Below are 15,509 nucleotides of genomic sequence, written 5' to 3' on the forward strand. Positions count from 1 at the left end.
AATTTCCAGATGAACACTTTTTCAGGTTACATTCAGCAATCGGCCTTACACTTCAATCGACTTCAAAAACAGGAATATTCATGCGATTGCTTCTGGTGGAAGACGACCCTCTCATCGCAGAAAGCCTGAACCGGCAGTTGACCGCTTCGGGTTTTACTGTCGACGAAGCAGGCACCGCTAAACAGGCATCACGTCTTGGTAAGCAGGAAAACTACCGGGCCGTTGTGCTGGACCTGGGCCTACCTGATGGCAGCGGTCTGGATGTCCTCAAGAGCTGGCGCGCCGACAAACTGACCATGCCAGTGCTGATACTGACGGCCCGGGGTGACTGGCAGGATAAGGTGAATGGCCTTAAGGCTGGCGCGGACGATTATCTGGCCAAGCCATTCCAGACCGAGGAACTGCTGGCACGGCTGAACGCCCTGATTCGTCGCAGTGAAGGCCGGGTGGAAGCGAAGTTGGCCGCAGGTGGCTTCGAGCTGGATGAATACCGCCAGTGCCTGCAAACACCCGACGGCCAGGAGCATTCCCTGACCGGAACCGAGTTTCGCCTGCTCCGGTGCCTGATGAGCCGTCCCGGACAGCTGTTCTCAAAAGACCAGTTGCTGGAACAGTTGTACAACCTCAACGACAGTCCAAGCGACAACACCATCGAAGCCTATATTCGCCGGCTGAGAAAAATCACCGGGGCTGACGCGATCACGACCCGCCGGGGTCAGGGGTATATCTTCAATGCCATGGATTAATCCCCGGCGTTCCATCCGCAAAAGTCTACTCACCCTGCTGCTGCCTGCCGCCATTGCATTAATGGTTGCGGCCTGGATCGTCCATGGCTTGTTACTGGAACGTATGGCCCGTGGATTCGTTGAAGACCGGTTGCAGGATGAGGTGTCATTCCTGGAGCACCAGTTGCGGAAGTCCGGCCCGCAGGAAATCCGGAATATCGCCGAGGGTGATTATTTTGAAGAGGTTTTTCACCATGCGTTTGCCCTACGCACAGGTAGCCAGATTCACAGCTCGCCGGCCCAATGGTCGGGGGTTCTAGAACCCTTACTGAGCGAAGCTGAAACCGGTTTTGTCCGCCAGACCAATCCGGAACCCGCTGCCTCTGTCGCCGAGTTTCTGGCCTACCGCAAAGCCCTGACCCTGAACGGAGAGCCGGTCGTCATCGTGGTGGCAGAGGATCTGACCAGCCTGCAGCACAGCCAGCAGGAGTTGCACCTTTGGACCGGCATCGTGTCCGCGATACTTCTGACATTGCTGATACTCGCGATATGGCTGGCTATCCGCTGGTCGCTGCGCTCGGTTTCCCGTCTGCAATACGGCCTGACAGCCCTGCAGACCGGTACCAGTAACCGACTGGATGTGGACGCCCCTGCGGAGTTCCAGCCTCTGATCAGCCAATTGAACCAGCTTCTGGACACCCTGGACCAAAGGCTTGCCCGATCCCGGGATGCCCTGGCCAACCTCTCCCACAGTGTGAAAACACCGGTGTCCGCCATTCGACAGGTCCTGGAAGATGACACCCGGGCCCTGGACCCGGAAATGCGACAACAGCTGGCCCAAAGGCTGTCCGACATCGATCGTCAGCTCGAGAGCGAAATGCGCCGCAGCCGGTTCGCAGGTCCCCAGGCAGGCAAAGCCGCGCAACCGGTCAGTCAGGCCCGCGACCTGTTATGGATGCTGGGCCGGCTCTACCCCGACAAGAATTTCGAACTGGAAACCGAACTGGGGCCGGAAACCCGTTGGCCAGTGGAAGAACACGACCTGAACGAGATTCTGGGCAACCTGCTGGATAATGCAGGCAAGTGGGCCACACATCAGGTCTCCCTGCACCTGAGCCGGGAAGACAATCAGTTGACACTGGAAGTCCGTGACGATGGTCCTGGAGTCGCGTCAGAAAAACTAGATACGCTCGGCACCCGGGGCTTGCGGCTGGACGAACAGACGCCGGGACATGGACTGGGACTGGCGATCGTCCGGGACATTCTCGCTGGTTATGGAGGAACCCTGCAGTTCACCTCTACGCCAGCCAAGGGGCTGATTGCCCACGTGAAACTGCCCCGGTACGGAGAATGATGTAACATCGATTTTCGAGAGCCAGTTAGTGGCGAGTATCTGATATTTTCAGCAATAATGGTTTGCCAACGACAACTATCTACAAGGATGAAACGATGGATCGACGGTTACATACCGGCCAAGTCAACCTGGGAATGATGCTCGTAGCCGCTCTGGTCGCTGCCCTGATCATCATCCCCTGGTACACCCATAACGACCTGACCGACAAGGAAGAGTCCGTACATTCTGCCTGGGCCAACGTACAAAGTACCCTGCAACGTCGGGCGGATCTCATCCCTGCCCTGCTGAAGACCGTCAGCCAGGCCATGGAATATGAGAGCGAAACACTGGCGTCCCTCGCCGAGCAACAGGCGCAACTGCTTGCTCGCCATGCCGGGGCGCCCCCCGAAGGCAATGAAGACCTGAATACCCTGGCGGATAGGGACCGGCAACTGGCGGCGGAATCACGCCAACTGCTGGTGGTAGCTGGCTCCTTACCAGAGCTTCGGGCCACAGACCAGTTCCTGCAACTGCAGTCCCAACTCGAAGGTACCGAAAACCGCATTAACGTCACCCGTATCCGCTACAACGAAGCCGTGCGATATTACAACGGTGCCATCCGGGGATTTATCGGACGCCATATCGCCAATTCCCTGGGGCTCGAACCCAGACCTTATTTTGAAGCGAGTGCCGAGGCCCGGAACCCGGTTCCAATGGAGTTTCAGTGATGCCGGGTCAGGGGAAAGCCGCCCTGGTCCGGCAAGCGGGACGAGCGCGCTTACTGGTAATGCTGGGACTTTTTGCAGCCGTCGTGCTGGCGATTGCCTACCAGGCCAACAACCGTCTGGCGACCGTTCCCCGGGTCACAGATCACATCAACCTGCTGAGCCCGGACGAACGTGACCGGATCGCGCGCTTCCACGACTACCTGCTGTCCGATCACGATATCGACTACCGGATCCTGATCGCCAGGGGTATCGATGACATCAATCAGTTTGCTGTGAACTACTTCCGCGACGGCAACATCGGGGCTTCCAGCAACAGTGGGCGCGGACTTCTGTTGGTGCTTGATACCCAGGCCAACCAGGTCCGCCTGGAAGTCAGCCACGCTCTGGAGGCGACCTACACCGATGCTTTTGTTGCTTATGTTGAACACCGCCAGATGACGGAGTTTTTTGCCGCCAACCGGATTGCCGATGGCATCCTTGCCACCACGGAAATGCTCATCACCCGGGCCACCAATGCTGCCAATGGCCTGGATCCTGCTACCGAGGGCTGGGCGGCCTCTTCCGGTGGGGGCGGTGCGCGGGTGGACGCCAGGATTGGCGAAGGAACAGCCTCCCGACGGAATGATAATGTGGCCGTCGGCGGTGGCGCGTCTCCCCGAGAAATCCTGGATCGCTACCGGCGGGCGATGGAAGACCGCAACAACAATCCGCAGCTGTCGATCTATTCAGAGCAAACCCGTGAGATGCTTGGCCAGCGGGTAATGACTTCGGCGCAGATGGACAACGTGGCGAAAAGCCTCCGGAATTGCCAGCCCGAGAAACTATTTCACCAGGACAATCGCGCTGTTCTTCGCTATCCCATCCAGGCCCGGACCTGTTCGCCTTACTTTTTCCTCCGCGAAGACGGACAGTGGCGACTGGATTTCACCGTGATGATTGATGCCATTCGCTTCGGGCGTAACAATGAATGGCGTCTGGTGCCGGAGTACTCAGGCCCCTATGGCTTTGCTTTCAGGGATCTGCGGTTTGACCGCAACGGTTACCCGTATCCACAATAGCGCCATCATCCGTCAGGATCCGAGCCATGAGAATCGGTGAAATCTCAAAAGCGACCGGCATTCCGGTAGAAACCATTCGCTATTACGAGAAGATCGGGCTGGTGCCGGAGCCCGAACGGCAAGCCAGCGGCTATCGGGATTACCGGCAAAGCCACCTGGACCGCCTGCTCTTCATCAAACGTTGCCGCAATCTGGACATGGCCCAGGACGAGATCCGCGAACTGATCCGCCTGGCCGATCAGCCAGATGCCGACTGCAGCGAAGTGGATGCCCTGCTGGCCCGCCACCTCAGCCATGTGCGCGAGCGCCTGCAGGAGCTGGCCAGCCTGGAAGATACCCTGGAACGGCTGCAGAAAGCCTGCTCGGAAGGCCGCACGGTCAGTGAATGTGGCATTCTCGGTGGCCTGACCTCGGAGCCGGCCCGGGAAGCACCCACCAGCAATCACAACCATATTCCCGGCACCCATCACCACACCCCGGGCACCCGTTAACAATGGCTCAGACTCACAGAGTTGACTCTATAGCGACTACAGGGTTTTTAATGACTACATTCTGATAACAGGAGGTATTCATGGCGTGTAGTTGCTCCGCTCCCGAACCCAAATCCCCCGCTCCGGGCTTTCGCAAAGCCTTGTGGATTGCCCTATGGGTTAACCTGGCCATGTTTCTGGTGGAGGGCATTGCCAGCCTGCAGTCCGGTTCCGTGTCCCTGATGGCCGATGCCATCGACTTCTTCGGTGACAGCGCCAACTACGTGCTGTCGCTGTTCGTACTCTCCATGGGCATGCTCTGGCGGGGCCGGGCCGCCATGGTGAAAGGCCTTACCATGACGGTATTCGGCATTGCCGTTCTGGGCCGGGCCATCTGGGTCATGCAAAGCGGCATCACACCGGAGCCGCTGACCATGGGCGCTGTTGGTTTGCTCGCTCTGGTGGCCAACGTGGGCGTCGCCATCATGCTGTTCAAATTCCGCGAAGGCGATTCCGACATGCGTTCGGTGTGGCTGTGCAGCCGCAACGACGCCATCGGCAATATTGCAGTAATGGTGGCCGCATTGGGGGTCTTCGGCACTGGGACCGCCTGGCCGGACCTGGCGGTGGCCGCAGTGATGGGTGGTCTGGCCATTACATCGGGAGTCAGCGTGGTGCGCCATGCCCGCGATGATATCCGGGGAGAACTGAACGCACGCGCTTCCCGAGCATTCACGGCAGAACCAACGCCACCATCACAGGAATAAACACCAACGCAAACAGCGTGCTGAGCAGGGCGGTGCCCGCCGCCTGCCTCGGTGCCGTATCCAGCAAGGTGGCAATCACCACTGTATTGGCGGCAATCGGTGTAATCGAAATAAGGAAAATGGCCTGGTAGACCGCCAGGTCATACACTCCGAAAATGTTGGCGTCCAGCCACCAGAACAGCAGCGCCACCACCGGCCAGGTTACAAACTTGCCCAGGAATGCCAGCCCGGTAAACCGCAGATTTCCGGCCAGACCACGAAAGCTGAGGATACCCATACCTATGATCATCATGCCGAGGATGCTGTAGGCACCACGCAAATTATCAAACAGCGGCGTGAACACATCGGGAATGGAGATGCCGGACAGGTTGAGTACAACCGCCAGCAGGAATGCATACACCGACGGAAGTCTCGCTACCCTCACCAGCGCATCTTTCAGTCCGTAGCGGCCCCTGGCAGCAAGATAGAAGCCCACCGAGTTCTCGAACAGCGTAGTACCAAGCATGCACACAATATAAAGTGCCAGCCCCTCCTGCCCGAATAGCAGCAGGGCCACCGGAATACCAAAGTAACCGGTGTTGCCGGTCCCCACGGACAGCGGCATGAGACTGGCACTGCCATCGGTAATAAAACGCCTGGCGATCCAGAGATGGCCTACTCCGATGGCCGAACACAGACCAAACGTCAGGAATGGCAGCAGGATGACTTCCGCTGACAGCGGCGCGGCCATGACGCCGGAGAACACCACCGATGGGGTGACGATGTAGAGCATGATGCCGGCAATGTGTTTGCCGCTGGCTTCCAGGTAGCGGCCGGCGACCCACCCGAGTGCGACGGTGATGTACAGGGGAAGCAATTTATAGAAAAGGGCCAGCGCCGCGACCATGGGAGCTCCGGGGAGTACCTGACGGGTGAATTCAAACCGGGAAGTCTATCACCCGATCCCCTTTTTCGCTGTTATTGATTCACCCTATAATGCTTAATGATTCAAGTCATTTAACATGCGTTTTACGTACTGGAATACTGCAGGATCACTGACCGTAAAAGAGCTTACAGGTAATGACAATGCAAACCGGTCCATCTCTGTCATCCACCCCCTGCTATCTGGGCGACAATAACCCGGAGATCCACAGACGGCAGGCGGCTGGAGCCCAACAGGCACTGATTAACAGTCTGAGCCGGGTTTTCGGCATCCATCTGAGCAACGATACGACAACACCGGACCACCGGTTCCTCAATGATCTGTCTCGCCTTTTCCAGCAGCGCAGGGTGGACACGGAACACGCACTGGAAAGGCACGATGCCCCCTGGGAGCACGTGTATCTGATCCAGTACGGCATTCTGCGGCTCTTTCGGGAAGCCCCCAGCGGCAAGACCGCTGTACACCACTTTTTCACCGAGGGCGATATGGTCTGGCCGGTATTCGGTCGCAGCCGGACAGCCCGGAATACCCTTTGCCTGACCGCCGTCACGCCCGCAACGTTGTGGGTCGCAGACTTCTCGGCCTTCCGTTCAACCCTGCAGAATCAGGGTGAAGGTGTCTGGAACGGTTTTGCCCTGGCGCTGACCGAAGAACTGGCCGAGCTCACCAGTATGCGTGAATTCCGCAAACAGACCATGTCGGCCAGGGAACGATACGTGCTGCTACTGGAGGAATATCCGGAACTGGTGAAACGGGTGCCGGACAACCAACTGGCCTCCTGGCTGGGGGTGGTGCCGGCCACGTTTTCCAGAATCAAGAGTGCCTTGAAACCAGAATAGCAATAACGGCCCGTGGGAAGGTTGCAAAAGTATCGCTCAGTATTTTTGAATGACTTCACGCAATCTTCATGCTTTATTCGTTGCGTACACCTGTACGCTGAAGTACGGTAGCAGCCATGGCAGATCTGGATCCCAACGCGATGAAAACCCCGAAAACCGTACATAACATCCATCACCGAATTGAAGAGTGGCTTAACAGCGCCACCCACGGACTGGGGGCGATTCTCAGCGTCATCGGCACCGTGGTGTTGATCGTCGCCGCCAGCCAACTGGGAGACGTCTGGAAGATTGTCAGCTTCGGTATATTTGGCGCATCGCTGATATTGCTGTACCTGGCTTCCGCTCTGTATCACGGTGTCCGCCACCCGGAACTGAGGGCGGCGTTCAAAACCCTGGACCACTGCGCCATTTTTCTGCTTATCGCGGGGACTTACACACCATTTCTGCTGGTCAACATGCGCGGCACGACGGGCTGGACACTGTTCGCGATTATCTGGTCCCTGGCCATCACCGGCGTTGTGCTCAAGGTTATTTTCAAGAACCGCTTCAAGCTGGCGAGGGTAGGCATCTATGTTGCGATGGGCTGGCTGATCACCTTTGCCTCATCGGACCTGGTGGCCAACCTGAGCGAAACGGCTCTGTACCTCACCATAGCAGGCGGGGTCGCTTATACTGCCGGCGTCATTTTTTACCTGGCTGACCGCATTCCTTATATGCATGCCGTGTGGCACCTGTTTGTGATCAGCGGCAGTGCTCTGCATTTCAGTGCCATTTACTACGGCGTGCTTCCCTACGCGGCCTGATCAGCAGGCCAGACTATTGCCTTCAGATGCCCCCGGGCAGCAGGGATGCTGCCATGTTCTGTCGCACTCCCCCCATCGGAAATGATTGGCTACCTCTCCTGCGCCTGGAATCAACTCGACTACTCCATTGGACGTATCCCCACCGTAACCAGCTGATTTTTAATGATTCTAAATGGCCGCCTTCTGACTCCCAAACAACCAGAAATGCGAGAACCATGTCGTCAACCCTGTCCTTGATATTCGTCATGATCACCCGCCACCTTCCGTTTGCAAAATGACACCCATAGCCCAAAAACCACGATTACCGTGGCTCCGGGTCAGCAAACTCAAGGAGCAGCTATCATGGCAAAAACCAACGCTGACATTGCACTCTGGGATGTCGAGAACGAAAGATTCTGGGAAGACGAAGGCAGGAGCGTTGCTACCCGCAACCTGTGGATTTCCATCCCCAGCCTGCTGATGGGCTTCGCCATCTGGTTGATGTGGGGAATGATCACCACCCAGATGAAAAATCTGGGTTTTCCCTTCACCATAGAACAACTGTTCACCCTCACCGCCATTGCGGGACTCTCTGGCGCCACCTTGCGAATTCCCGCCTCATTCATGATCAAAATCGCCGGTGGCCGCAACACCGTGTTCCTGACCACGGCCCTGTTGATTATCCCCGCTCTGGGTACCGGTATTGCGCTGATGAATCCCGAGACCCCATTCATCGTCTTTCAGGCGCTGGCTCTGCTCTCGGGCATTGGTGGGGGCAACTTTGCCTGCTCCATGAGCAACATCAGTTCCTTCTTCCCGAAGAGCAAGCAAGGTTATGGTCTGGGTATGAACGCCGGGCTGGGTAACTTTGGCGTCACCACCATGCAGATCCTGATTCCCCTGGTGATGACGGTTGGCATTTTTGGCGCACTGGCAGGCGGGCCGATGGAGCTGCAAAATCCGAGTGGCACGCTGATCGGGCGAATAGAAGCCGGCACCGACACCTGGATTCAGAACGCCGGCTTTATCTGGCTGCTCTTCCTGATTCCGCTGGCCCTTGCCAGCTGGTTTGGCATGAACAACCTGCGCACCATTTCCCCGAATCCGGGCAACCCTGCCTCAGCCTTCGGTAAAATTCTTGGCCTGTACGGCGTTGGTCTTGTCACCTCCGTGGTCGGGGTTTATGCACTGGGCATTCTGAATATGTGGGTGGCGCTGCCACTGACCATCGTTCTGACACTGGTTCTCCTGCGACTGATCCCGGGTGACATTAAACCCAACATCCAGAAGCAGTTTGCCATTTTCAGCAACAAGCACACCTGGTCGATGACCGTACTGTACATCCTCACCTTCGGTTCATTCATCGGGTTCTCCGCTGCACTGCCCCTGTCCATCAGCGTTATCTTCGGCAACATGATGGACGTGGCCGCGGACGGCACCGTGACCCGCATTACCAACCCCAACGCCCCAAGTGCCCTGACCTGGGCCTGGATGGGACCCTTCGTGGGCGCACTGATTCGCCCGGTGGGGGCTGGATCTCCGACAAGATGGGCGGCTCCATCGTCACCCAGCTCATCTCTGCGGTCATGGTAGTGGCGTCGGTGGCAACAGGCTACGTGATGATGCTGGCCTACAACTCAACCGATCCCAACGCCTACTTCCCACTGTTCCTGGCTCTGTTCATCGTGATGTTCGCCGCCAGCGGCATTGGCAACGGCTCTACCTTCCGCAGCATCGGCGTGATCTTCGACCAGCAACAAAAAGGCCCGGTGCTTGGCTGGACCTCCGCCGTCGCCGCCTATGGCGCCTTCATCGCTCCCAGGGTAATGGGGCAGGAAATCCAGGCAGGCACTCCCGAGGTGGCCATGTATGGGTTCGCCGTGTTCTACGCAGTGTGCCTGGTGGTGAACTGGTGGTTCTATCTACGCAAGGGAGCCTACATCAAGAACCCATAAGGGATAGCGGGAATACTCAGAGTTTTAGCCGACGCTCTCTAAAAAGTCGGCTTTCGAAACATTGTCTATCGACTGTCAAGAGGAAAGGCCATGGCCACAACCCCATCAAGACCAGAGCAAAATCGGGCGCTTGGCATATCCACATTTGCCTTCACCCTGTGTTTCGCTGTCTGGACCATCTTTTCCATCATCGGCATCAAAATCAGCCAGGATTTCAACCTGTCGGATACCCAACTGGGTCTGTTGATGGCCACGCCGATCCTCACCGGTTCCATCAGCCGGCTGTTCCTGGGAATCTGGACGGACCGATACGGTGGCCGTTGGGTGTTCGGTGTTCTGATGCTGACCACCTCCCTATGCGTTTACCTGCTGACCTTTGCCAACAGTTATCCGATGTTGCTGATTGGAGCCCTGGGAGTGGGCCTGGCGGGTGGCTCTTTCATCGTGGGCGTGACCTACACCGCAGCCTGGTTCGAGCGGGATCGTCAGGGAACGGCACTGGGTATTTTTGGAGCGGGTAACGTTGGTGCCGCGGTCACAAACTTTGGTGCGCCTTTCCTGCTGGTGGCTCTCGGCTGGCAAGGCACAGCCCAGGTTTATGCCACGGTGCTCGCTATCATGGGCGTATTGTTCATCATCCTGGCCAAGGAAGATCCGCTCGCCGCGGAGCGCGCCCAAAGCCAGTCCCGGTCCTTTCTGGAGCAGATGAAGCCCCTGAAAGAGCTTCGGGTGTGGCGCTTCGCGCTCTACTATTTCTTCGTATTCGGCGCCTTTGTCGCCCTGGCTCTCTGGCTGCCTCACTACCTGATCGGGGTGTACGGCCTGAATGTGAAAACTGCCGGCATGATCGCCGCGCTATATACTATCCCTGCGTCGCTATTCCGCATTCTTGGCGGTTGGATGTCGGACCGCTTCGGTGCCCGTCGCGTCATGTACTGGACATTTATTGCGTCTGTGGTGTGTACGTTCCTGCTCAGCTATCCACCGACCGAATACGTGGTAAAGGGTATAAACGGCGACATTCGCTTCTTCCTGGAGATCAGCCTGGTTCCGTTTGTAGCACTCATATTCATACTTGGCTTTTTCATGTCACTGGGCAAGGCCGCCGTCTACAAGCATATTCCGGTGTACTACCCCGGGCATGTCGGCGCAGTTGGTGGCGTTGTCGGGATGATTGGCGGTCTTGGCGGTTTCCTTCTGCCTCTGACCTTCGGCATCCTCAATGACATCACCGGGGTCTGGCAAAGCAGCTTCATGCTGATGTTCGTGATTGTGGCTGCCGCCCTGGGCTGGATGCACTACGCGATCCGCTCCGCCGAGCGTGTGGAATGGGCTGCCCATGAGACCAAAACCGATCTGCCGGAGTTGGCCTCGCCGCAGCTGTTCTATCCGCTGAACCGACCGGTCAGACATGATTCCCTGACCACAAACGGCCACGCGCCACTGAAGTAACAGCATCACTTGCGCTATCTTCGCCCCCGCTTGCCGGGGGCTTTTTTCTATATAATGGAAATTTTCAAGCGTCCGGAGCGAAACATGGCAAAGTGGCTGGTAAAAACCGAACCGTCTGAATGCAGCATTGATGACTTTGCGAAGGCAGAGAACCAGACAATTCCCTGGGATGGTGTACGCAATTACCAGGCACGGAATTTTCTGGCGGAGATGGCAGAGGGAGACGAGGTTTTCATCTACCATTCCAGCTGCAAACACATCGGTATCGCCGGTATCGTCAGGGTGGTTCGCAGTGCCTATCCGGATCCAACCCAGTTTGATCCCGACTCCCCCTACTACGATGAAAAAAGCACAAGGGAAAAGCCCCGCTGGCGGGCAGTGGATATGACTTATCTGCGGAAGCTGGACCGGTTGCTCCCACTCGATGAGATCAAGTCCATGCCCGGACTGGAGGGGTTGCCACTGATCAGGCGCGGTAACCGACTGTCAGTGATGCCCGTGACCGATGAGCAGTGGCAGATCATTCTCTCCACCGCCTGATTGAATAATGCGCTACCCAACCGGGCCTTTGGCCTTTAGAATTCGGGCTCCGCGAACTATCTGGAGCCGCTGACGTCCATGTCGTCCGAATTGAGTCCAACCAACGGTTTTGAACAACTGCGCCGAATTGAAACCAGCAAGGTTTTTCAGGGCGCGGTCATTGCCATCATTATTCTGTCTGCACTGACCATTGGCGCCAAAACCTATGATATGCCACCTCTGGTCGAGCAGATCCTGGGGGTTCTCGATAATGCCATCACGCTGTTCTTCCTGATCGAGATTCTCTTCCGTTTCAGTGTCTGTGCTGACAAGAAACGGTTCCTCCTTGATGGCTGGAATCTGTTCGATACGCTGGTGGTCATTGGCAGCCTGATTCCCCTGGATAATTCCGAGGCCGTGCTGTTGGGCCGCCTATTGCGGGTCTTCCGGGTACTGCGCCTGGTTTCCGTGGTGCCGGAACTCCGGTTCCTGATCAACTCGCTGCTCAAGGCCATCCCACGCATGGGCTACATTGCCCTGCTGATGTTTATCATCTTTTATATCTACGCCGCCATGGGGTCGATGTTCTTTGCCAAGGTGGATGAAAATCTCTGGGGGGATGTGGCTATCGCCATGCTCACACTGTTCCGGGTCGCCACGTTTGAGGACTGGACGGATGTTATGTACGCGACTATGGCACAGTACCCTCTGAGCTGGATTTACTACCTGACCTTTATCTTCCTGACCGCGTTTGTATTCCTGAACATGATGATCGGGGCCATTCTGGAAGTGATGAGCGAGGAACAAAACGCCAAGCAGGCCCAGCAAGCCCATGACGAGCGGGACGAAATTGCCCGCCAGTTGCGGGCGGTACAGGAGCAGCTGAAAGAGCTGACTGAGCAGATGAGCGAGAGGCCCGGAAGCCGGTAGCCCCCGATTACTTTGCTGACAAAGAGTTCCTCAGAAAGGCTTGGTCATGGCCAGATGGAAAATGGCCATGACCTGAACCAGCGCCAAGACCGATGCCACCAATCGGACCGTCAGGCTTGCGGTCTGCTTCATTGCAAACACCCCCGCCACGATGTAACCAACCAGCAGAAAAATCTTGGCCGTCAGCCAGCCGTGGACAAACGGCATCCAGGGCGTGACAAACAACAGACTGATAGCGGCCACCAGCAGTACCGTATCGTTGGCGTGAGGAATCCAGCGTAATGGCGTCCGTCGCCAGTCGGGTTTACCCACCGCATCCAGCAACAGCCGCAAGGCGAACAGAGTAACGGTGAGGTACGCCGTGGTCATGTGAATCTGTTTCAGGATCAGGTAGGCGCTCATAGTTCATTCCGTTGTCAATCAAAGTGATAGCTGCATTGTACGCAAAGATACCGCCAACTGGGTATAGCTTTCCCCAATAACATTCATGCAAAATGATTCTTATAAATGCACCACCAGTGGAGCCATACCCATGCAGGCCACCTCAATGCCCGCCCGAATTAACAGGATCAGCCAACTCTTCAGCTACCCTTTTCGCATCTTTTTCCTCTCGATGGCGGTGCTGGCGCTGTTTGCCATTCCCGTCTGGGTACTGCAAGTCACTGGCGCCATTCAACTTCCGCTGGCGATACCCGGGCTGTTCTGGCACCAGCACGAAATGCTGTTTGGCTTCCTTGCTGCTGCCATCGCCGGCTTCCTGCTTACTGCAGTCTGCGTATGGACACAAACCGAACGCACCCATGGCACTCGCCTGGCCGCACTCTGGGGCGTCTGGCTGGCGGGCCGCTTGTTACTGGCCTTCGGCGCTGACCTCCCCGACTGGCTGGTACAGGGCGTCAACCTGGCGTTTCTGCCGTTGGTTATGGTGGATGCCGGCTGGCGCATATGGCAGGCCAGACAGAAACGGCAACTGATGATACTGGTGGTTCTGGGCTTGTTATGGCTCATGCAAATCGGTTTCGTAAGCCGGCTGGATCCGACCTTCAGTCACGGTGCGCTGATTGTTGCCATGGCTCTGATCAGCATTATCGGTGGCCGCATCACCCCCGCCTTCTCTGCCGGATGGCTCCGCCAGCGGGGGTTGGATACCTCAGTGGTCAAGACCGTGCCTGCACTGGACCTGGCGACATTTCTCAATATGGTCCTGTTGCTGGTTTCTCTGGTCACGGGCTGGCAGACCGCCACAGCCATTCTCGCCACAACAGCCGCCACCTTGATACTGGTTCGCCTGGCAGGATGGAAAGGCTGGCTGGTCCGCAAAGAGCCGCTGCTCTGGATTCTGCACCTGTCCATACTCTGGGTTCCCGTTGCTCTTGTCCTGCTAGCCGGCTCCATACTTGCCGGCTGGCCGGCCGCGGCCTGGACCCACGCCGCCGGCACAGGCGCCGTGGGCGGCCTGATTCTGGGCGTAATCGCGCGGGTCTCCCTGGGGCATACCGGGCGGCCGCTGGTGTTGCCGAAAGGTATGGTGATCGCGTTCGTTGCCATTCATCTGGCTGCTGTGGTGCGCGTGCTGACGGCTTTCAGTGTCATCCCATGGCACCCGGGCATTGGCAGTAGTACAGTCCTGTGGTTTGCTGCCTATGGCATTTTTCTGATCCAGTACACCGGGATACTCACCAGCCCCAGGCCAGATGGTCGCCCCGGCTGATAGTTTCATCAGTATAGAACCCCAGAAATAACAGGCCCCCGCAGAGGCCCGTTTATTAGGTTAAAGCCAAGGCTGTCGCTATTCAGGCAGCCAGCTTTTGCTTCAACAGTTCTGCGAATACCTCTCTGGCCTCCCGGAAACGGGACGCCGGGAAATGAATGCTGATGCCTTCCAGCGCTGCCATCAACATTTCCAGGTGGGCATCCCAGCCAGCACAGGAAATGGCCAGGAGGTGGTCGTTGGGCAGCGACAGTGTGAGGCTTAACAGCGTACCTGCCTGACACTCCCTCAGTTCCCAGGTCAGCGGCCTTTCCGGATCCTCCCCGGCACTCCAGGAATAGGAAAGCAGCCGGTTCGGTTCGAACGCCTTGATACGACAATCAATTGGGGTGCCGCTGTTGCCAAAGTCCAACTTGATTCGCCCGCCCTCTTTCTGCTCGAGGACACCGGGGGCCAGCCACCGACTAAGGCAGACCGAATCCGTCAACATTTTCCAGACGGATTCAGGCGAGTGACCAAGTTCGCGATGCAACCTCACACAGATCCGGCTTCCATCGCGCCGGATGTCGCCATGGATATCAGGACACTCACCGGACATAGGTATTACCTCCCACATAAGCCGCTTTGTTCAGCGTTTATCCACACTATCAGCAGCCGTCTTATCGGTCTTTGACGACAATCAACGCCCCCCGACTCAGCAGGTTCTTTTAGCGGCAATCATCCACTAAAGGTCAATAGCGACTCGCGAAATAACAGCTAAAGTATCAGTAAACCATTCTGTAACAGAGATAACGGCACTATGTACCCGGATCATTTTGATAAAGAAGAGCTGATCAAATGCGGCCACGGCAAACTCTTCCCTGGCTCCATGCGGCTGCCCATTAATGAAATGCTGATGTTCGACCGCGTCACGCATATCGCAGACGATGATGGCCTGTATGGCAAGGGTAGCCTGGTAGCCGAACTCGACATCAACCCGGACCTCTGGTTCTTTAAGGTGCACTTTGTCGACGATCCCGTTATGCCCGGATGCCTGGGCCTGGACGCCATGTGGCAGTTGGTCGGGTTCTTCCTCGCCTGGGGTGGAGGTGAAGGCAAGGGACGTGCTCTCGGTGCTGGTGAAGTGAAATTTACCGGTCAGGTGCTACCCAGTGCCAAAAAGGTAACCTACCGCCTGGATCTCAAACGCGTGATCAGGCGCAAACTGACCATGGCGATTGCCGATGGCCGAATGGAAGTGGACGGCCGTGAAATCTACACTGCCAAGGACCTCCGGGTTGGCATGTTCACCTCGACCGATGATTTTTAGGAGTTAACA

The 15,509-nt window shown here is 57.0% G+C and carries 16 protein-coding genes and 1 pseudogene; 14 read left to right on the forward strand and 3 right to left on the reverse strand.

Annotated elements, in window-relative coordinates:
• Positions 1-80 precede the first annotated feature (80 nt).
• From EHN06_RS16605 to EHN06_RS16630, 6 genes are all read left to right on the forward strand, one after another.
• Complete coding sequence (locus EHN06_RS16605; protein WP_127333631.1) at positions 81-746, forward strand: response regulator transcription factor; 666 nt, start codon at positions 81-83, stop codon at positions 744-746.
• Positions 733-2,079 (forward strand): sensor histidine kinase, encoded by a 1,347-nt coding sequence (locus tag EHN06_RS16610; protein ID WP_127333632.1) that lies wholly within the window; start codon positions 733-735, stop codon positions 2,077-2,079. Before EHN06_RS16605 ends, EHN06_RS16610 begins: the two co-directional genes overlap by 14 nt.
• Before the next feature lie 95 nt (positions 2,080-2,174).
• Positions 2,175-2,786 carry a LemA family protein gene (locus EHN06_RS16615; RefSeq protein ID WP_127333633.1) on the forward strand — a complete coding sequence of 204 codons (612 nt, stop codon included), beginning with the start codon at positions 2,175-2,177 and terminating at the stop codon, positions 2,784-2,786.
• Positions 2,786-3,844 carry a TPM domain-containing protein gene (locus tag EHN06_RS16620; protein WP_127333634.1) on the forward strand — a complete coding sequence of 353 codons (1,059 nt, stop codon included), beginning with the start codon at positions 2,786-2,788 and terminating at the stop codon, positions 3,842-3,844. The genes EHN06_RS16615 and EHN06_RS16620 overlap by 1 nt, the downstream gene beginning before the upstream one ends.
• Before the next feature lie 26 nt (positions 3,845-3,870).
• On the forward strand, positions 3,871-4,335 hold the full coding sequence (gene cadR / locus EHN06_RS16625; RefSeq protein WP_127333635.1) for a Cd(II)/Pb(II)-responsive transcriptional regulator: 465 nt from the start codon (positions 3,871-3,873) through the stop codon (positions 4,333-4,335).
• An 80-nt stretch (positions 4,336-4,415) separates the two neighbouring features.
• Positions 4,416-5,081, forward strand: a complete 666-nt coding sequence (locus EHN06_RS16630; protein ID WP_127333636.1) for a cation transporter — start codon at positions 4,416-4,418, stop codon at positions 5,079-5,081.
• On the opposite strand, the gene EHN06_RS16635 is transcribed toward EHN06_RS16630, so the two are convergent.
• Positions 5,047-5,967, reverse strand: a complete 921-nt coding sequence (locus tag EHN06_RS16635) for an AEC family transporter (RefSeq protein WP_127333637.1) — start codon at positions 5,965-5,967, stop codon at positions 5,047-5,049. The genes EHN06_RS16630 and EHN06_RS16635 overlap by 35 nt on opposite strands.
• Positions 5,968-6,140: 173 nt before the next feature.
• Between EHN06_RS16635 and EHN06_RS16640 the strand changes: the two genes are divergently transcribed.
• The 6 genes and pseudogenes from EHN06_RS16640 to EHN06_RS16665 all read left to right on the forward strand — a co-directional run bounded on the left by EHN06_RS16640 (position 6,141) and on the right by EHN06_RS16665 (position 12,480).
• On the forward strand, positions 6,141-6,842 hold the full coding sequence (locus tag EHN06_RS16640) for a Crp/Fnr family transcriptional regulator (RefSeq protein WP_127333638.1): 702 nt from the start codon (positions 6,141-6,143) through the stop codon (positions 6,840-6,842).
• A 116-nt stretch (positions 6,843-6,958) separates the two neighbouring features.
• Positions 6,959-7,645: a PAQR family membrane homeostasis protein TrhA gene (trhA, locus tag EHN06_RS16645; protein ID WP_127333639.1), complete on the forward strand. Its 687-nt coding sequence runs from the start codon at positions 6,959-6,961 to the stop codon at positions 7,643-7,645.
• 342 nt (positions 7,646-7,987) lie between these two features.
• Positions 7,988-9,579: pseudogene (locus tag EHN06_RS16650) on the forward strand (antiporter).
• Between the two features lie 90 nt (positions 9,580-9,669).
• Complete coding sequence (locus tag EHN06_RS16655; protein WP_127333640.1) at positions 9,670-11,031, forward strand: MFS transporter; 1,362 nt, start codon at positions 9,670-9,672, stop codon at positions 11,029-11,031.
• Positions 11,032-11,115: 84 nt separating this feature from the next.
• Positions 11,116-11,571, forward strand: a complete 456-nt coding sequence (locus EHN06_RS16660) for an EVE domain-containing protein (protein ID WP_127333641.1) — start codon at positions 11,116-11,118, stop codon at positions 11,569-11,571.
• Positions 11,572-11,649: 78 nt separating this feature from the next.
• Positions 11,650-12,480 (forward strand): ion transporter, encoded by an 831-nt coding sequence (locus EHN06_RS16665; protein WP_127333642.1) that lies wholly within the window; start codon positions 11,650-11,652, stop codon positions 12,478-12,480.
• 30 nt (positions 12,481-12,510) lie between these two features.
• Here EHN06_RS16665 and EHN06_RS16670 read toward each other — a convergent pair whose 3' ends face one another.
• Positions 12,511-12,882: a SirB2 family protein gene (locus tag EHN06_RS16670; protein ID WP_127333643.1), complete on the reverse strand. Its 372-nt coding sequence runs from the start codon at positions 12,880-12,882 to the stop codon at positions 12,511-12,513.
• A 130-nt stretch (positions 12,883-13,012) separates the two neighbouring features.
• Here EHN06_RS16670 and EHN06_RS16675 point away from each other — a divergent pair, with 130 nt between their 5' ends.
• Positions 13,013-14,191 carry an NnrS family protein gene (locus EHN06_RS16675; protein ID WP_127333644.1) on the forward strand — a complete coding sequence of 393 codons (1,179 nt, stop codon included), beginning with the start codon at positions 13,013-13,015 and terminating at the stop codon, positions 14,189-14,191.
• An 82-nt stretch (positions 14,192-14,273) separates the two neighbouring features.
• On the opposite strand, the gene EHN06_RS16680 is transcribed toward EHN06_RS16675, so the two are convergent.
• Positions 14,274-14,789 carry an SRPBCC domain-containing protein gene (locus EHN06_RS16680; protein WP_127333645.1) on the reverse strand — a complete coding sequence of 172 codons (516 nt, stop codon included), beginning with the start codon at positions 14,787-14,789 and terminating at the stop codon, positions 14,274-14,276.
• Positions 14,790-14,990: 201 nt separating this feature from the next.
• Between EHN06_RS16680 and fabA the strand changes: the two genes are divergently transcribed.
• Positions 14,991-15,500 (forward strand): bifunctional 3-hydroxydecanoyl-ACP dehydratase/trans-2-decenoyl-ACP isomerase, encoded by a 510-nt coding sequence (gene fabA, locus EHN06_RS16685; protein ID WP_127333646.1) that lies wholly within the window; start codon positions 14,991-14,993, stop codon positions 15,498-15,500.
• Positions 15,501-15,509 lie beyond the last annotated feature (9 nt).

Origin of the sequence: Marinobacter sp. NP-4(2019), from assembly GCF_003994855.1 — a bacterium.
In the GTDB taxonomy this organism is placed as follows: Bacteria; Pseudomonadota; Gammaproteobacteria; order Pseudomonadales; family Oleiphilaceae; genus Marinobacter.